This is a genomic window from Paraburkholderia steynii (assembly GCF_900100565.1).
GTDB classification, from domain to species: domain Bacteria; phylum Pseudomonadota; class Gammaproteobacteria; order Burkholderiales; family Burkholderiaceae; genus Paraburkholderia; species Paraburkholderia terrae.
The window spans coordinates 1-17,108 of record NZ_FNDI01000053.1 but is presented as its reverse complement, the minus strand read 5'-3'; the positions used below and the strand labels follow the sequence as shown (position 1 = coordinate 17,108).

Below are 17,108 nucleotides of genomic sequence, written 5' to 3'. Positions count from 1 at the left end.
GCTCTTAGCCGGCCAAGACAGGGCGGCTTGGCGTATCAGCGACGGATTCTCTCCACGGTAGGAGAGAATCGTAGTCGTCTGCGGTTCGGGCTGAGGGAAGCGCCTTGAAGAGTGAGATCATATATCGGTATGGCTCGACGCTGTTCGCCTTACACGTTTCGATCAGTGAATACAGGTTGGCTGCTGCATTCGCGCCGGCGACTGTGTCGTAGAAGAGCCAGTTTTTTCGCCCGACCGTGAATGGCCTGATCGCGTTTTCGCAAGCATTGTTCGATATCGGCCACGCGCCGTTCTCGACGAAGCGAATGAGCTTTGGCCACTGGCCCTGCAAGTAATGCAGCGCTTTGCCGAAGGCACTTTGTGGCAACACAGCATCCAATTGGCGCAGGAGCAGCCCCTCTATTTGCTCTAGTATCACATGACTCTCGCGTTGTCTCACGAGCAACCGGTCCGCTGGCGTCATGTTCTGGCAGCGTGATTCGATCACAAAGAGCTGCCCGATCAATCGAGTGAATTCGCTGACGGGATGGTCGCGACCACGCTGTGACTTCGGCAGATTCTCTTCCGCCTCGATCATGTAACGGCGGGCGTGTGCCCAGCAGCCCAAGTGCACCAGTTGATTGGTATCGGCGACATTGTTGTACGGCTCGTAGCCGTCAGTCATCAACACCGCGCCGGGTTCGATGCCAGCATAGAGTGCTGTCGCCTGCGCAGCGCTGCGTGTGGGGCTGTAACTGAACAAGCGAACCGGAGGACCGGTGTCGCTCATCTGCACCCACATAAAGCTCTTGCGTTGTGCGGTGCGCCCGGGCTCCTTTAACACCTGCACAGTCGTTTCATCGCCGTAGACGATGTCGGCTTCGAGCAGGTGATCGCGCATCAAGTTGATCAGCGGCTGCACTGCCATGCCGACGCGCACTACGCTGGCTGCAAGCGTTCCCCGCGAGAGATCGCCACCGAAACGGTGCAGCAACGCCGCGATTCGATACAGCGGCAGCGCGTCCGCGAACTTGCTCACCACCACCCACGCGAGCGCTGATTCAGTGAGCAAGCCCTTCGGGATGATCCGGGCCGGTGCGGGCGTCACCTTGATGCCGAGGTCGCAGCAAGGACAGGCGTACTTGACTCGCTGGTGCTGAATGACACGGACCTGCTGCGGCACGATATCGAGTTGCTCGCTGATCTCGGCACCGATCTCGACTAGCACGTGCCCGTCGTGTGCGCAGACGCGTTCTGATTCGGGCAGTTCATGACGCACAATCGCGCGAGGTAGCATCGGGTCCAACGGCTTGCGGCCGCGTTTCTTGCGTGCGTGCGCACCGACCCCGATGCTCTGTTCCGCTCCGCTCTCCAGCGCCGGCTCACATCCTGCCGCGTGTGCCTCTGCTTCGTTCAGAAAGAGATCGCGCTGCTCAACTGCGCGCGCCTCGCTCTTTGCGGCGAACTGTTGTCGCTGATAAGCCTTGAGCTTCTCGCGCAGCAAGTCACGCTCGACCGTCACCACACGCAACTCGCTCTTCATGGAGGCGAGTTCTGCGCGCAGCGCCTTCAGTTCGTCAGCGGAGGATGAGGATGGTGGCGGCATCGCTGGATTAGACCAGCGATGCTGGTTCGCGTTTCAAGTCACGCGCTGATAATAGCGAGTCGGATGCGCCCGCATCGCTTCGATGTCGATACCGTCGAGCAGCCAGTGCAGTTGCTCCGCTCGCAACCTGAGCACAGCTTCCTTGCGCGGCCACACGAAACGGTCCTGCTCAAGTCGCTTCATGAGCAGCCAGAAGCCGTTGCGCTCCCAGAGCAGCATCTTGACGCGATCGCGCCGCTGATTGCTGAAGACGTACACTGCCCGCGCGAATGGATCGAGCTTCATCGATTGCTCGACGATGGCTGCAAGACCGTTGATACTCTTGCGGAAATCGACGGCATCGCGATGTACATAGACCTTCAGGTCATCGTCCAGGCGGAACATCGCACCGTCCCAGCGTCTCGATCATTGCCGATAGCAACGGCGCGTCATTGCCGCTGCATTCAAGCCTGAGTGTGATGCCATTGGGCATCTGCACTGTCAACCGTGCCGAAACCAGCGCGTGCGTCGACGTGCGCGCTGCGGGGGCATGCCGAGGTGCCTTCGCGGGTTCGCGTGCAATCACCGCTTCGTGACTATCGACTTCGACAACCGGAACGAATGCCGTAACCGGCGCTGGTTGTAGTGACGCGCCCGCCAGTCGCTGCCGATGCAGCTTGATCCACTTACGCAGCAAGTTGGCGTTGACCCCGTGCTTGAGTGCGAGCCCGGCGACCGAAGCCCCCGGCTCCAGGCATGCTTCCACCAACTTCTGTTTGGTTCGCCGGTCATACCTGCGCTTGCCGTCCCGACCGACGTTGACGACCTTCAGGCCTATCGTTTCTGAGTGTTCTTCTGTCATGAAAGGTGTCCACTGACTTGAAAACAGTGGACATAGCCTGCCCGCTCAGATTACAGAGTTCCAGACGTCCATTTCTGCGCGCTTACGGATTAGCACCCTTGAAAGGGAACAGGTGCCTCACGTCATCGATTCTGCCGAACCGTTGCCAGCCATGGTTATGAGACCATCGATAAAATCAGTCGGTGCACTTGGCATTGGAAGCGGATCCCAACGTAGCTGGTTTGGCGGAGTCGGGGGTACACGCGAGAAATCACTGACCAGTTTGCCGTTCCCCAGCGGCGCGAAGGGCCGGTGCACTGCAGACGGGCGCACCCGATACCGCCAAGAGCGACGATTTTGAGAACGGGGAGCGGTAAAGGCCGTGCCCGAGAACTCGAGAACTGCTCAGCATACAGGCCGTACGGCGCACGTTGAGGCGAGTTCCGACCAACAGGAAGCGCACCAGGAAGTGCTTCGGAAGCAAATTCGCAGCCGAAGCCCGATTGATAGCCGATCGGATGAGCCGAGAATGCTGACGCGGTCGACGCGCGTTTCAGCTGTGCATTGCAAAGCTCGTCGGCGTGACCGGGCTCACGGCGACTGGTAGTTTGTCGGGTCGTTTGGTCCACGTAGAAACTCCATATTGAAATCTTCTCGAGGAAGGGCCAGCGCGCGTGATTGCGCGCGCTGGGCCTTGGTCGTGGTCAGCCTTCGAGGGTTTCCCACATTTCCTTGTCACGCTGCGCAGTCCAGATCCGGGGATCGGGATACTGTGTCGCTTCGTCGTGTGCGCGGGTTACGTCAAATGGCGTGCAGTGGTCGAAGATGACCCAGTCGCCAAATTTCGGCTTGAGCGTGGCATAGGTTTCCTTATAGATGGCGTTCAGGTCCTTGCCTTCGCTGGCACCAGACTTCACCTTGCTGTAGAGCTCGCTGATAAAGGCACGCGTGCCCGCGAGACCATCGGCAACTTCTTGGGGCGTCTTCAGGGCGGCACCACGACCGGGAACCAGTTTTTCGGGCTTCAGCGCAGCGATTGCATCGAGGGTTGCAGGCCAATCCTGGAAGTACGCATCGCCGGCGTACGGCGTTGCACCGTACTCGACCAGGTCACCGGACAGGAGCGTCTTTTCCTGCGAAAGCCAGACGACCGTGTCGCCTTTCGTGTGACCGCGACCAAGCTGCAGGATCCCGACGCAATCGTTGCGACATGAAATGTTCCGCGCCTACATGCACAGCCAAGGAATGCAAAATTGGCGATATATCGGACGGCTGCGAAGACCTATCTTCCCCCTTGCGAACGGCGGGCACAAGCACGTGGCGCCGGATAATCGAAGCGCCTCGCCGAGTCACCGCCGGGACAACAATGAAGAGATATCGATGCTACTGGTCAACATCGTCAAATATGCTGCGACCTGCTGGCACCACCGAGTCGTCGCTGATCTGACCCAGTACGCGGTCCTCTCGTGTCTCGTCGCTGTCTGAATTGTTAGAAATCCACGATCCTGCCGCCGTTCGCTCAGCCTCGACCTGCTCTTTAACAACGGGGTCGTCCCCGTAACGCGATTCAAGCTCGTCGAGCAACTCCACATAGCGACTCATATGTTCTTCGGCACTTTCATTCCCCGGACGAAAGTCGTCTTCGACAAAATGACGCACTTCATTCAACCTCGGAAGCAACTTCCGGCGGACTTCATCCACTAGTGTCTGCAGCTCCGCCTCAGTGAAAATCGTTTGAATCCGTTTGTTTGTGAGGGCGCCGACATCTTCGCCCTCCACCGCGTATTTGCCGACTTTTTCCACAAAGCGCTCGCGACACTCATCAGGTAGCAGTCCGAGTTCGTGGAATCGCACCGCAAGACTGGTTTCCGAAACGGAATCCAGATAGAGTCCGGGGGAAGAGACCTGCTCCAGGATTTTTGGATTCTTGCTGATGTATTGCTGAAGCATCTCCTTGCAGCAACGACGACTCAAAAAATGGTGAATCGACCGGGTTGCGTCCCAGCTTGCCATCCATGCGGTCTTGTAACGGCTGCTCTTAGCGTATTCATCTAGCCGATCGACGACCAGTGTGAATAGGGAACGCGGTAGAACAACCGCATTTTCGATCCCCACGTCGCCGCATGTGACTTGTGTGAGCAACTTATTGACACTGCTTCCGCGTACGTAAATCTCGAGAAGTTCAGGGCTATCTCTCAAGATGAGCGCAAATGCATCAGCGATTGTCGGATGTTTGAATTTCCATTCATACTCATCGTCGACCCGAGACTGGATCACTAGGCTACCTTTAAGTGCTTGCAAAGCTTCAATGCAGGATCCTAAATCACTGTTCAGGCGCTGAAGCGCGTCCTCTTCCGACTTCGCAAGCGAAATCGGACTTGCGAGTCGGTCATTGCGCATATATATCAACGCAAGCGCCGCTCTGCTGTGTCGGTCCAATTCACGCAGAACCCCCACAAGAAACTGCTCACGCTTCTCGACGAAGTGTTCAAGTTCAATTGCGTTCAGGCGTAGCGCCTTCGTAAAGAAGGGATCGGCAAGCCGCCTCGCTATCTCAGGTATGAAACGCTCGTGCGCCGCAACCTCTTCGAGATACGGTTTAATTGACGAGCGAAAATCCTGCGATTGTGTACCGAGCTTCAGGTGGTTATAGAGAATCTGACGACGCTCATCTTCAGTAAGACCGTGCACGTCGATAACGACCATTGCCTCATTGAAGAGCGGGAACGCGCCTTCCTTGAGATCCTGCCTCGCCCGATTGTAGATGTAGTCACGCGATGTCATGACAATCTTTGCTCCGCGCCGGAGCATCGTCTTGACATCAGGGATGACGTGATTCCAGCCACTGACAAGGCCATTCTCATACTGGGTGACGCCAAACGCGTCATCAACCCAGAAAAACTGCGAAGGTTCATCAGGATTCCATCGCGCCACTACAGCCGCCGGTGAATCCAGCTTCATAACGCTTGCGCGCCACTGGTCTGCAGCGGTCATCGCGAGCATCGACGCAATCGTCGTCTTCCCCGCCGCCGGCTCGCCAATGAGCAAGACGTATCCGTGTTCATCAAGTGCATGCGCCGAACGCCGATATGAATCGGTTACCACAACCTTCGCAAGGTCCTCTCTCATCGACTCGAGTATTGCGCGCGCCTGCGAATACGAGCGTTCATCAAGTATCTGTGTAAGATCGCCCAGTCCATATACCCTTGGAACAAGCATTCGGAGACGCTTGTTGTCGCGAATCTGTTGTTCAATCCACGACGATCCCAGCAGCACAACTTCTTTGGTACCCGCAGCAAGTAGTCGGTCTCGAATCGCTTCGGCGCTACGTCCGCTGATGCCCGCATTTGTGAGCAGGAGGTAGACATCGCAAAGACCGCCTTTCACGAGCCTGTCAACTTTGTCAATCTCGTCTTCAACATCAGACGGTTTGAGGGAATAATCGCGCCGATTCGTGAATTTGCATTGGATTACGAACTGGCCACTGAGCGAAACGCTGTTAGTGGGTCGCCAGTGACCAGCGAACGCCCCGTCACGGCCCCCGTCATTGACGTCGAGAAACGACTCGACAGTCTGTCCCAGTACCTCGCGGGCTACGCTGAGGCACAGCTGTTGGAAACTATGCCAACCGAGGTTGTGAAGGTCGAACATCTAGACGCCCCCGTAAATGTGTCAGTTTCATACGACGGTTGCCGACTCTCTCCGGCCCCATTTTTACCAGATTTGATGTGACAGGGATGACGCACGGAACCGCGCGCCGGCGCACTGTGAAGTCACGAATGCAGGGCTGCATCGCCTGCAAAAGTCGGCACAGCGCCCGGTATTTTATTCCGTATGATCTTCCACGCCCGCCGATGCTACGATCTGGACTGGCCCGGCAACGTAGCCGAAGGCGGCGGAGCCCGGTAGCGCTGTAAATGGGCCGCAGGCCGGCCCGTGTCTTGCTTACTACACGTGGCACTGGCAGCGCATTAACGGGTTGAACGCTTTTTCTTTTGAGCCGCCGGTTATCGTCACACAGCTACCTGCTAGCGGCCCGTTTCCCGTCGAATGCCCGGGACAGCGGCGGCAATGCGCATTTTCGTGCCGTTTGCCGTCAAATCCGGCGCGGAGTGTGAGTCGCCGTACGCACGAGGATTTCCTCGGTGCTACTATCAAGTCTTGAAGGGGGCACTCATGTCTTACGAGTTCGATTCGTCCACACCGCCTGAGGCTGCCGATTTGGCGTCTGCACTGTCGCGTGCGCTTGCAGAAGGCCATTCGAGAGAATGGCGCACCGCCAGTGGGAGCACTGTGCGCCAAGTGAAACCCTTTTCCGCACCTGGCCTCACCGTCCTGCCCGTAGTGTCGCTGAAAGGTCTCGAGCATTCAGTGGCCGCGCTGCTCAAACATCTCAGTGAGCCGCTGAGCGGAGCAGGTCTTGTTTTGCTTCCTGCGGACGTGCCATTGTCCCTGGTGGACGATTTCATCGAACCATTGGTTGACTACGGCGTAAGTATCGAAAACGCAAGCTCGTCTAATCTGCTGAAAGAAGCTGAAGACCTGACAGCGCTCGCAGAACAGCGCTGGGAAGAGACGCGCGGTCGATGGGATGGTAAAACAGTGGAGCGCCGGCCTACGTCTGAGTAGCAGAACAGGTTTGCGTCCGGCCGCGCGGCCGATCAACTCGACTATAAACAACGATGGCCGCCAATCAAGTACTCGCTTATCACGAGGCCGGTGAGCGAATCTATAATCTGACCGGTTTGCGGACTGGGAGCGTGCGAGACCAAATGCTCCGAGCCATTCTATTGACCGAATCGCTAGTACAGGACTCGCGGGAAATATCCGAAAAAAAGGATAGCGGCCTGTTGGTCATTGGTGCAGGCGTCGCCGGTGTAACGTGTGCTCTCATCGCGGCGAAACTCAATGTACAGGTAACGCTGGTCGAGATTAAGCCGAAAGCGTTTACTACACTGCAGCGCGCCCAGTTCCGTCGAATCGATCCGTTCGAATACGACTGGCCGCAGCCGGACCATCATCGAGCGTTCCCGACCAGCTTTCCGATACACAATCTGTTTCCGCTTCGATACGACGGTGGCTCAGCCGCAAAAGTTGCGCGGGACTGGCAGGCTGACTTCGATAATCTGCTGAAAAACTGCAATCAGCCGAAAGGACGTCCGGGGCATCTCTCATTCATTGCCGGGCTCGATGGGCGCAATTTCAAGTTCACGACCTTTTCGACGTCGTTCGGAAATCGGATCGAAGTTTCGGGCATCTGGGATCCCAAAAACCCCGCGACGCAAGCCCGCCCGTTCGGTGCCGTAATTATCTGCGCGGGCTTTAGCAAAGAGAGAACCTTCGACGAGAAAAAGCGGTACAAGTTTTCTGGGCCGGGCTTCTGGACTCACAATGAGGGTTTGGACCAGGCAAACTTCGGGATGAAACATGGCCCGGCGGGTCCCTATCCTCGCATTCTTATTTCCGGAGGCGGCGACGGCGCGATGCAGGATTTGCAGCGCGCTGCGACCGGCAAATTCGGCAAACCCTTGCTAGACGACCTCATAAGCTGCCTCGGCACGGTCTCGAAGGCTGCTGTACAGGTAGCGTGTCTACTCGCGGACGATCGCGCCAAACGCGCATATGCCTGGAAGGCGAGCAGCGGGCAAGCGAAAGACATTCCAATCGAAATGCGGGAGTGGCATCGTGCATACGAGCGGATCGTCGACAATGTAATTTCAGACTACGCTACTCAGCAGGGACTGGATGACGATGCTGCGCTCAAAAGTTTAGCCCCGCATATCCTCAAGCAGGACATACATCAAGCACCCAACGCAGAGATCGTGTGGGCCGTTTTCGAAGGTCATACGGGCTTTGCCTACGCACTGAATCGCTTCCTCGCGATCTTCCTCGTGCGAATCCTCGACACGATCAGGCCGGGTGCCGAATCACTAAGAACCAGCACTGAGATCGTCGACATCAAGCCACTGAAAGGCTACAGTCATCCATGCGGCTCGAAAAAGTCTTGTCACGGCGTCCCTCACGCCGTGACGTTTGCCAACGCATCCCAACCCGAGACTTTCGACGTTATCATTCTTCGTCACGGCCTCTTCCCAAATCCAATTCCAAGCCTGCCGGCCGGCCCATCCATTCCTGAGCAGTTGGCTCCCTACGACCTGCCGAACTAACCAGTAACGACGAGATCTCCCAGATCAGGGAGAACCACCCAGAAGGAGCACTTCGCGAGGGCTACCTGAGCAAGCAGTTCGCGGAGTTGATCAGGCAAAGTCGACCACCCGCGACGGTCCAGGAGTGGGACGCGATACGAAAGCGCGCACAGATGGCAGAGGTGCTTTCGCATTATGCAATGGCGTGGAAGGCCATGGACCTCCTGATCGCCGGCGACAGGCACACCGCGTTGAAACTTGCAAAACAGGCGGCGTCAGGCAAGACGGCTAACGACGCGACGACGGTCAGGACGCTTGCCACGGTCGTAGACGAAACGGGATCGGCAAACCAGAACGCAGTGACCGATATCCTGCTCCGGAACCTGAAGGCACCCGAGCGCTCTTGGCGGATACAGGTCGATATCGCAAACCGACTTTCGATGACTGATCGCGCCAAGGCCCGTGTCTTCCTCGATCAGCAGTTTCAATATTTCGGGAAAGCGCCAAAGCTTTGGCCCGACGTAATAGCGTTTTATCAAAGAACGGGGGACGACCAACTCAGCAAGCAGATGGCGTTAGCGTGTGCCGCTGCCTTGCCCGACTATCGCAACGCCTGCGTGACCGCAAGCCAGTCTGCGGCAGAGTTGGCGCAGGTCAAGGCAAAAACAAAAGCGCACGTCACTATCGTCACAGAGCAAATGAAGAAAAAATGGTTTAAGTGAGCTTTTCAGCTCGTTCCACACCACCAATGCAAAAAGCGACTCTTGAACCACGAAGTTGGTGACGGTTGAGATGTCATGCATCTACGAACAATCTAAAAATGAAGTCTCATGGAACAATCATTCAATATTTCCCAGTCTGCCAACTTCGAACCTGCAGCCACTCGGACTCTCGCCGATTGGGCCGAATCCATCGTATACACGGCGGAAAGCTTGTATGGACCACGTGACAAGCGATATACGCTTTCGAACATTGGATTCGCAGAAAACGGGCCCTGCATCTGGTACCCACCGATTGCAGGCCATATAGAAATTCGACTTGGCCCCAACGCACTTGGCCGTCTTGATCTGACCGTGTATCAACTCGCGCACGAATGCATCCATCTTTTGTCGCCCAGCGGCGATGCGGATGGCCTGACCCTTGAAGAAGGGCTCGCAACAAAATTTTCTGAGGACTATGTTGCCGAGAATGTCAGCGTAGTCACCGCTTTCAACAAGCACTACGCAAGCGCCGCAGCCGATGTCCGCAATCTTCTTTCGATCCATCCTGATGCCGTCAAACAACTTCGAGCAATAGAGCCGGCCTTTTACAAAATGAATCGGGAGACGTTCGAGCAGGCAGGACTTTTGGATGTTCCACCTCCCCTGCTTGACCGGCTGCTCATGTCCTTCCGTGACTATTGTACGAACTAGTTCGATCTCGTCACAAGGTTCGCCTTGCAGGCACTGGCACTAGCTCCCGCGCTTAGACGAACAATGTGCCTCCAGGCATTTGGCCAGAACGTCGAGATTCACACCAGATTGCCTCAGTCGTTCCACGGCTGCTCGATCTATCAGTTGCCCATTGATCATGCATCGCAGAAATGCGCACCAATCGAATTGCTGAGTGCCTCCCGTTTCGGGCGGTCGAGTGGCACCTAAATAGACGGCTGCGGTGAGTGTCTGCTCGCGCTGAAACAGGTTCCCGGTGAATGTGCTGCCTGTAGCACGTACGCGCATCGCATACAGTCCCGCTACGTCGCCGATAAACTGCCCCGAAAATCTTCCCGGATCGGTCTCACTCATTGTCACCGTGAACATTGAGCCATCTGGACGAGTCACCTCAGCCCAGCAATGGGCACGATCGTCGATAGGGACGTCGTATTCACTGAGTGTGGCGACGACGGAAATAGTAGCGCCAGGATCAAAGCTGCTCTGCGTCGCGCGAGCCTCGAACACCAGGTTCGAGTAGGTATGTATAACTACATCATAGGGGAGACCCTGCGCATTCGACGATCCGCTCGCATATACCGCATTGTGTGAAGACACGTCAAGTTTGCGGCCGGCGATTTTGAGCAAAACGTGCCATAAACCAGCCCTGGTACCACTCGCTTTGGCTGGCTCTGCGGGCAAAGACAGACGAAAATAGGCCAACCCCGCTGTTTGCACGTAGTGCAGGTTCGTCAGAACAGTCACAGACGCCGGTGAAATCAAGTCACCGTTCGGGGCCTCGAGCGCGAATTCGATCAACCACGGGCTTTGCGTCAAGAGGAAGACGTCGAGTCCGTAGTCGGTTTCTGCCATCTGGAACGGTATCCGGTGCGTGGCGCCTGGCGTTAGTAGGCCATGCGGGTCAAGCACGATTTGAGCGTTAGTGATGCCGGCCAGTATCTGGAGGAAATACTTGTTCAATCGCGCCGATTGGTCCGGCGTCAACTGCCCTGTTATCAGCAGGTAGCCGCTATGGCCTTGCGTCAACGTGGTCAGCGCGGCCGTGCTGATATTCTCGGGTTGACCGAGTCCAATTGCGAACGTGTTTGCGGTGATGCTGCTACCGACGGCGGAAAGAAATGGCGCCGTATTCTCCTCGCCGTCCGTCAGGACAAGCATCGCAGTGACGTCGTAATGCGGCGCACCAAGTGCCTGCGCAGCGTCAAGAGCGTTCTTTCCCGCGACCACGCCCGCACCGATGGATGTGTTACCTGCAGGGTCGAGTTCCGGCCCAGAGATGTGGCCTGTTGCCGCTATGCGGCCGCCTCCCAATACAGGCGGCCCAACATTTGTCACGGGCATTAGCAGTTGGGCTGTGTCATCGAACCGAACTATACCCAGGCCGTCACCATCCAGCATTGCATTGATAAAAATGCTTGCCGCTTCACGAAGCTTGCCAACCTTGGTCGCACCATCTCCCGCGTCCTCGCTCATACTCCCAGAGTGATCAAGTACAAACGTCACGGCGCTCTTTGGCCTCGCTACCGTGTTAGCGATGATATTTACCACCCACGTCTGTCCGGTCTCGTCGCACTGGACCGTCACAGTGCCATGAGAAGTCGAACCTGCAGTTGTGGACGTGTACGATAACCAGAGACGAGCATATTCGATTGGCACGTTATCGTTGGCACTCACCGAAATCGAGGTTCCAAGCGGCGTCCCAAAGCCGCCAGTTGGTCCTGCGGTGATCCGGAACGTACGCGTTGCACAGGTGACCACCTCGAAAACAATCGCGCGATAGGTCGTAACACCGACACCTCCAAGTCCTTCAGGGACGTTATCAAAGGCGATACTGGGGGTCGTCAGCGTTAGCGACTCTGCAGGCAGAAACTGATGCAGCGCATCTCTGATTGCCTGCTGGCAGACTAGACAAAACGGATTGCCCAAGGCCCTCATGCGGCAGTTAAAGGACGGGCGGTAGCATCCGCAATGGAAATAGTCTGCACCATCATATGCACCAACGTACGTCGCGCTTTGTGGGTTCGCCTGCGTATCCTGAGTGGTGCAATCCGCATTTGTAGTTGTTGGAAGCGCGTCAGTCGTTGAAGTCAGGGACGCTCGCCACTTCATCGTATTGCGATCGGTATTGATAGTGACGTTCGGCTCAGGCGGCTCGGGGCCGCTATAGTGGTCGTGACCTGTCTCACCCGCCACGCACGTTCTGCAATCGTATTCGTCCGCGAAGCCGAACACGAGGTGTCCCATTTCGTGCAAGGCTATTTCAGCGGAGTTTGGCGCAGTAGAGAATTTGGCAACTCTGCCGTCACTTGACCCGCCATACTCGTTCGTATTGACAATCACCATGACGGCTTCGTGTGCTGCAGGCACCTGCGCGATAGCAAGGTTAATCGCGGTGTCGTCGTTGCACGAAAGCAAGCGGCGCGTGTCTCCGTCCGAGCAAAAAGTCGAGTCAAAGTACGTCCGTGGGGTGGCGCCAGACCCCGTGGATCCGTCGCCACATGTGCCGGGATCGTCGGCTCCGCTGTCTGTCGAAACAACATCAATCCGAAATACGTTTATTCCGCACCACAAGTCCGTATATGGGGCGGTTGAGCGTAACAGGTCAATGAAGGCCTTGACGTCAGTAGCATACTTTTCCTGCTCGGAAGCCTGATACCCATCGCCCATGATGACGATGTTAAATCGCTGCGAAGTAGGTCCGTGGTCTACAATCTTGTGCGTGCCGAGGACGTAGCCGTCTGAGGTACTCATGACAAATCCTCCATTGCGCCCATCGCCAACAGTCGTTTACGGCTGCCTCGGAGGCGTTATTGCCTTACGCCGCAGGTCGGGAATTGATACGCGAAGAAGAGGCACGCTAGATTTACGCACCTCAGAAAGGTTCTCGGCGCCGAATAGGATCACTTCGGCTGCATTAGGTAAATCCGGGAGTATCACATCAAGTTTCACGCGCTTTCGATCTTGAGGGACGCGTATTATCTTGCCTGTTTGCTCATCATCAAAGACCTCGACACTGTCCATGTGCGGCATTCTTAGCGAGCGCCAATAAAGTACATGCCCACTTTCATCGACCAGTTCCACCCACACGCCTGACTGCTCATCGGGTCGAGGCATGGGCCGCGAGGCTTGCGCTCGCATGGCCACGTGCTGGATAGCCGAAACTTCCGCTTTTCCGTTCTCCAATGTGAGTTCAATGCGAAAGGAATGGGTATAGGGGACGGGCGTCGAGGCGACGTGGTGGTTTGACATATCACTCCCTCCCTGTGAACGCAATCGGTGACCGTCTGGCGAACGTCCGTTGACATCCGACCTGGAAAAGCAGTCGGTCGAATTTCGCTACTATTTTTTCGGAGTACGTGGTACTCCTCTACCCACCTCGATCCTGCCCTTGACGATCAATATGCACGCTGACACCCTTTGGAGCATCGATTCCGTCGACAAACGATTTCAGCCCCGCATTGATGTGCTCCTGAAGTTGCCTGTTGCTCAAAGAACTCGTCAACCTCTGGATCTGCGCGGCATTCACGAGATCGCGTGCAACCTCTGGATTGAAAATCGACCCCAGTAGTTCTGGGTCGGGATGTGGGCCAGGCCATTCAATAATGCGGTCCGGAATTACAAAACAGTGTTTGCTTCCATCAGGTAATGTTAAGCAGGTAATCATGAATTGCTCCTCGAGTAGAGTCACCGGAACAACTACCTGACAGATTCAGGTAAAGTCGCAATTTGCAGAGAAGACTTGAACATAACTGTCCCCTCCGACAGCTTGATCGTCAGAGAAAGCGATTGACATCTCAGCTTTCAATCGTGCGGATTGGTATCTCGTGCGCCAGCACTCGGCCCCGCGCTACGCCCGAACGTCGCATCGCACCCGTCACCCAGCCGGCAAGTTACTCAGCATCTCTTGTCTACGCACAAAAACGATAGGCGATCTATTGATTTATGCAAGGAGAATGTATCTTTAGGTATGGAAAGGGCGCTTATCGTTCTGATTATTTCTGGACTTGAAAAAACGCGAGTGACTTCGTGGTTTCCCCAATAAAGCCCCGCTTACGGCTGGATCATTAACAGATCATTTACTAACAGCCGGCTAAAACGTTTAACACACGACTCAATCAACAGCCTCAACTTCAATCTTGATTGTGAGGTTCAAATTTTGGCCCTTGGCAAAAAGTCGCTTCTCCATGAAACGTCGCATACTCTCCCGCAACTGCGAGACGTCCGGTTGTTCGGAGATCTCCGAGTACGAGTGGACCCGCTGATCCGTCACTGAAGGTCGAGCGTAGCCACAGTACGCGCTACAAGACTCATCCCCGTTGTCATCAAAACGTGAAGTCACTCCGTCTGGAAGTATCAGCATAAAGAGACTGTTCACGTTAGCTGTCAGCGTTCCGTTTGATATAAGCGATTGAACTACCTGTTGAGCGTCCGAGTCGTTAAAAATGGTGCCTGCATTTAACGTTGGCCCATTCACCGATCCGTTATAGTGACCTGGACCAGTTCCGTAGTTCAGATCCTTATGGGGTTGCAGGTATCGTATCGATGATGCTCGGGGTGATCCGGTGCGTATTTCGGCGAACGTGACCGCCGATTTCGGGAACGTGACCGATTCGGCGGGGTTGGGCGTTGCGCGGTGTTGATTGTAGATTTTCTTGTCAGTTCTGGTCGAGTTCGGGCTCCAGGACGTTGGGTTTTGGGGATGCCTTTCTGAGGGATTCACCGGTGAGCGTGATCCGGTGATGACGCTGCATGAGACGGTCGAGCATTGCGTCGGCGATGGTCTCGTCGCCGATCCATCCATGCCAGTGCTCAATCGGTAACTGGCTGGTGATGATGGTCGCCTTTCCCGCCGAGCGGTCATCGATCATCTCGAGCAGATCGTTTCGGACCATCGCGTCGAGGGGAGCCATTCCCCAATCGTCCAGCAGGAGCACGTCAACGCGGGCGACCTGCAGCAGCCATTTTGTGAAGCCGCCATTGCCGTGCAGAACGCGAAGCTCCTCGCCAAGTCGCGGCACGCGCAGATACAAGGCTGAATGCCCGCGCCGGCAAGCGTATTGGGCCAGGGCGCAAGCGAGCCACGATTTCCCAGCGCCGGTTGGACCGCTGATGAGCAGGCTGTAGCCGGCTTCGACCCAGTCACCGAGCGCGAGACTCGTGAGTGAGCGCGGATCGACGCCACGGCCAGCGCGCGTGTCGAGATCTTCAATGGCGGCTTGCGGATACTTGAGGCGCGCCTGCTTGAGCAGTCGGGTACGACGGCGATCATCACGCCAGCTGGCTTCCCGGTCGACCAGCAGTGACAGGCGTTCCTCGAAGCTCAGGCTGGCCGCACCGGGCTGCGTCAGTTGTTCTTCCAGGCCGTCAGCGAAACCGTCCAGCTTCAGGGTGCGCAGTTGCGTCAGTGTCTGTTGCATCATCATGGTGGATCTTCCTTATTGGTAGTAGCCGGGGCCGCGTACATGCGCGTGGCTCGGGCTGATCCAGTCGGCAGGCGTTGCCACTGCAGCGCGGTCGCGGTTGTTGATCAGGATGTCGCGCACGTGGCGGTAACGGTGCACGCCCAGCTCCAGTGCTAGCGCACAGGCGGCTTCGAGACGTTCGCGGCCATAGCGACGTGAGAGCGAGAGCAATCCGAGGCACGCCCGATAGCCGTGTTCCGGATGGCGTTGCTCCTGCAGCAGCCGGGTAACAAGCGCGCCGGTTGCCGCGCCGATCTGCTGTCCCCAATGAATCAGCCGCTGCGGCGTCCATTCCAGATGAGCGCGGTGCGCCGCCGGCATGTGCTCGACGACGGTGGTGTAGCCGCCTGCGCGGTCGTTGCGTGCGTGGCTGGCGACACGGCGACCGCGATGCAGCAGTTCGACAGCGCCCGCCGTGATGCGCGCATCGAGCTTGAGACCGACAAGCGCGTGCGGCACGCTGTAGCGGTGTTTGTTGATCTCGACGTGATAGTCGATGTGAACCGTCACTGTCTTGAAGCGCGCGAGCTCATAGGGCTGTGCCGGCAGCGGCTGCAGTGCCGGCGCGTCCAGCTGGGCGAATGCGCTGGCGCGACATCCCGGCAGCTTCTGGAACGGCCTCTCATTCAGGTTCCTGAGCAGCGGGCGGATCGCCTCATTGACCGAGTGGACCGACTCAAACCGATGATGACGCAGGCGCGCCATGATCCAGCGTTCGACGACCTGGACCGCAACCTCTACCTTCGGTTTGTCCTGCGGACGATATACGCGTGCAGGAAGGAATGACGTGCCGTAGTGACGCGCAAAGTCCAGCACGGTGTCGCCGGCGCGAGGTTCATAGCGATCGGGATCGGCAATCATCGCGCGCGGGTTATCCGGCACGATCAGCTGCGGCACGCCGCCATAGAAGGTCAGCGCACGTGCGATGCCGCCCAGCCAGTCCTCCATCGTTTCGGCCGGCGTCGCACAGGCGAATGTGTAGCTCGATGCGCCCATGGCCGCCACGAAGATGTGCGCGCGGCGTCCAGTCGTCAGCGGCAACGTGGGGCCGGCGAAGTCGACAAACAGCTTCTCGCCGGCGCGGTGAATCTGACGCATCGAGCGCTTCAGGCGTTTCGTGAACGCCTTGTAGTGCTCGCAGAACTGCGTATAGCGGTAGGTCTGCCGGTCCGCGAACTCGGCCTGGTACTCCTCCCACAGCAACGTCAGCGTCATGCCCTTGCGACGCAGCTCCTGATGGATGCGTCCGTAGTCGGGCTGGGCGTAGCCTGCCGGCCCGGTGGGTTTGCCGAGAAGCCGCCGCTCGAGTTCGCCTTCATCCATATCGCAGGCGCTTGCCCAGTCCAGCCCGGCGGCACCGGCCAGTCCGATGTACTTCGTGACCACGCCCTTGGATATGCCCAGTGACGCGGCGATCCGATCGTGCGAGAAACCGCCGTCGAATTTAAGTCGTATAACGTCCTTGATCATGCGCATGTTCATCCGGTGCGCGGGCATGCTCTCTCCGGCAAAAGCCGGCGAGCATAGCCCGCGTAGTTGATGTCATGCGCAACGCCAATCCTGCCTTCCGGTCCGCTCGGTCACGTTCCCGAAATGCCCGGTCACGTTGCCGAAATCGCCGGTCACCATCCCGAAACGGCCGGTCACGTTCGTCCGAAATACGCA

General features: G+C 57.1%; 13 protein-coding genes and 2 pseudogenes. 4 read left to right on the top strand and 11 right to left on the bottom strand.

What is annotated here, in order from left to right:
- Positions 1–4: 4 nt before the first annotated feature.
- The 6 genes and pseudogenes from tnpC to BLT65_RS44055 form a co-directional block, all read right to left on the bottom strand.
- The gene (tnpC, locus tag BLT65_RS44080) at positions 5–1,585 is read right to left on the bottom strand and encodes an IS66 family transposase (RefSeq protein ID WP_091790395.1); all 1,581 of its coding nucleotides are present in this window, start codon (positions 1,583–1,585) and stop codon (positions 5–7) included.
- Positions 1,586–1,618: 33 nt separating this feature from the next.
- Positions 1,619–1,969, bottom strand: a complete 351-nt coding sequence (gene tnpB, locus BLT65_RS44075) for an IS66 family insertion sequence element accessory protein TnpB (protein WP_091790394.1) — start codon at positions 1,967–1,969, stop codon at positions 1,619–1,621.
- Positions 1,950–2,426: an IS66-like element accessory protein TnpA gene (gene tnpA / locus BLT65_RS44070; protein WP_091790393.1), complete on the bottom strand. Its 477-nt coding sequence runs from the start codon at positions 2,424–2,426 to the stop codon at positions 1,950–1,952. Before tnpA ends, tnpB begins: the two co-directional genes overlap by 20 nt.
- A 120-nt stretch (positions 2,427–2,546) precedes the next feature.
- A pseudogene (locus BLT65_RS44065) lies at positions 2,547–2,920 on the bottom strand (homogentisate 1,2-dioxygenase); the annotation flags it as partial.
- Positions 2,921–3,109: 189 nt separating this feature from the next.
- Positions 3,110–3,601, bottom strand: a pseudogene (locus BLT65_RS44060) (MBL fold metallo-hydrolase); the annotation flags it as partial.
- Between the two features lie 187 nt (positions 3,602–3,788).
- Complete coding sequence (locus tag BLT65_RS44055; RefSeq protein WP_091790392.1) at positions 3,789–6,056, bottom strand: nSTAND3 domain-containing NTPase; 2,268 nt, start codon at positions 6,054–6,056, stop codon at positions 3,789–3,791.
- A 525-nt stretch (positions 6,057–6,581) separates the two neighbouring features.
- On the opposite strand from BLT65_RS44055, the gene BLT65_RS46925 reads away from it, so the two are divergent.
- The 4 genes from BLT65_RS46925 (at position 6,582) to BLT65_RS44035 (ending at position 9,963) form a co-directional block, all read left to right on the top strand.
- Positions 6,582–7,034, top strand: a complete 453-nt coding sequence (locus BLT65_RS46925; protein ID WP_143036692.1) for a hypothetical protein — start codon at positions 6,582–6,584, stop codon at positions 7,032–7,034.
- 53 nt (positions 7,035–7,087) lie between these two features.
- Entirely contained in the window at positions 7,088–8,572 is a 1,485-nt protein-coding gene (locus BLT65_RS44045; protein WP_091790390.1) for an FAD-dependent oxidoreductase, read from the top strand.
- Positions 8,573–8,766: 194 nt separating this feature from the next.
- On the top strand, positions 8,767–9,273 hold the full coding sequence (locus tag BLT65_RS44040; RefSeq protein WP_167306660.1) for a hypothetical protein: 507 nt from the start codon (positions 8,767–8,769) through the stop codon (positions 9,271–9,273).
- 108 nt (positions 9,274–9,381) lie between these two features.
- Positions 9,382–9,963, top strand: a complete 582-nt coding sequence (locus BLT65_RS44035) for a hypothetical protein (protein ID WP_091790388.1) — start codon at positions 9,382–9,384, stop codon at positions 9,961–9,963.
- Between the two features lie 39 nt (positions 9,964–10,002).
- On the opposite strand, the gene BLT65_RS44030 is transcribed toward BLT65_RS44035, so the two are convergent.
- From BLT65_RS44030 to istA, 5 genes are all read right to left on the bottom strand, one after another.
- Positions 10,003–12,732, bottom strand: a complete 2,730-nt coding sequence (locus BLT65_RS44030; protein WP_091790387.1) for a M64 family metallopeptidase — start codon at positions 12,730–12,732, stop codon at positions 10,003–10,005.
- Positions 12,733–12,768: 36 nt separating this feature from the next.
- Positions 12,769–13,230 (bottom strand): hypothetical protein, encoded by a 462-nt coding sequence (locus tag BLT65_RS46920; protein WP_143036690.1) that lies wholly within the window; start codon positions 13,228–13,230, stop codon positions 12,769–12,771.
- Between the two features lie 118 nt (positions 13,231–13,348).
- Positions 13,349–13,645 (bottom strand): hypothetical protein, encoded by a 297-nt coding sequence (locus BLT65_RS46915; RefSeq protein ID WP_143036689.1) that lies wholly within the window; start codon positions 13,643–13,645, stop codon positions 13,349–13,351.
- A gap of 991 nt (positions 13,646–14,636) precedes the next feature.
- Positions 14,637–15,404 carry an IS21-like element helper ATPase IstB gene (istB, locus tag BLT65_RS44015; protein WP_091789752.1) on the bottom strand — a complete coding sequence of 256 codons (768 nt, stop codon included), beginning with the start codon at positions 15,402–15,404 and terminating at the stop codon, positions 14,637–14,639.
- A gap of 12 nt (positions 15,405–15,416) precedes the next feature.
- On the bottom strand, positions 15,417–16,940 hold the full coding sequence (istA, locus tag BLT65_RS44010) for an IS21 family transposase (RefSeq protein ID WP_091789756.1): 1,524 nt from the start codon (positions 16,938–16,940) through the stop codon (positions 15,417–15,419).
- Positions 16,941–17,108 lie beyond the last annotated feature (168 nt).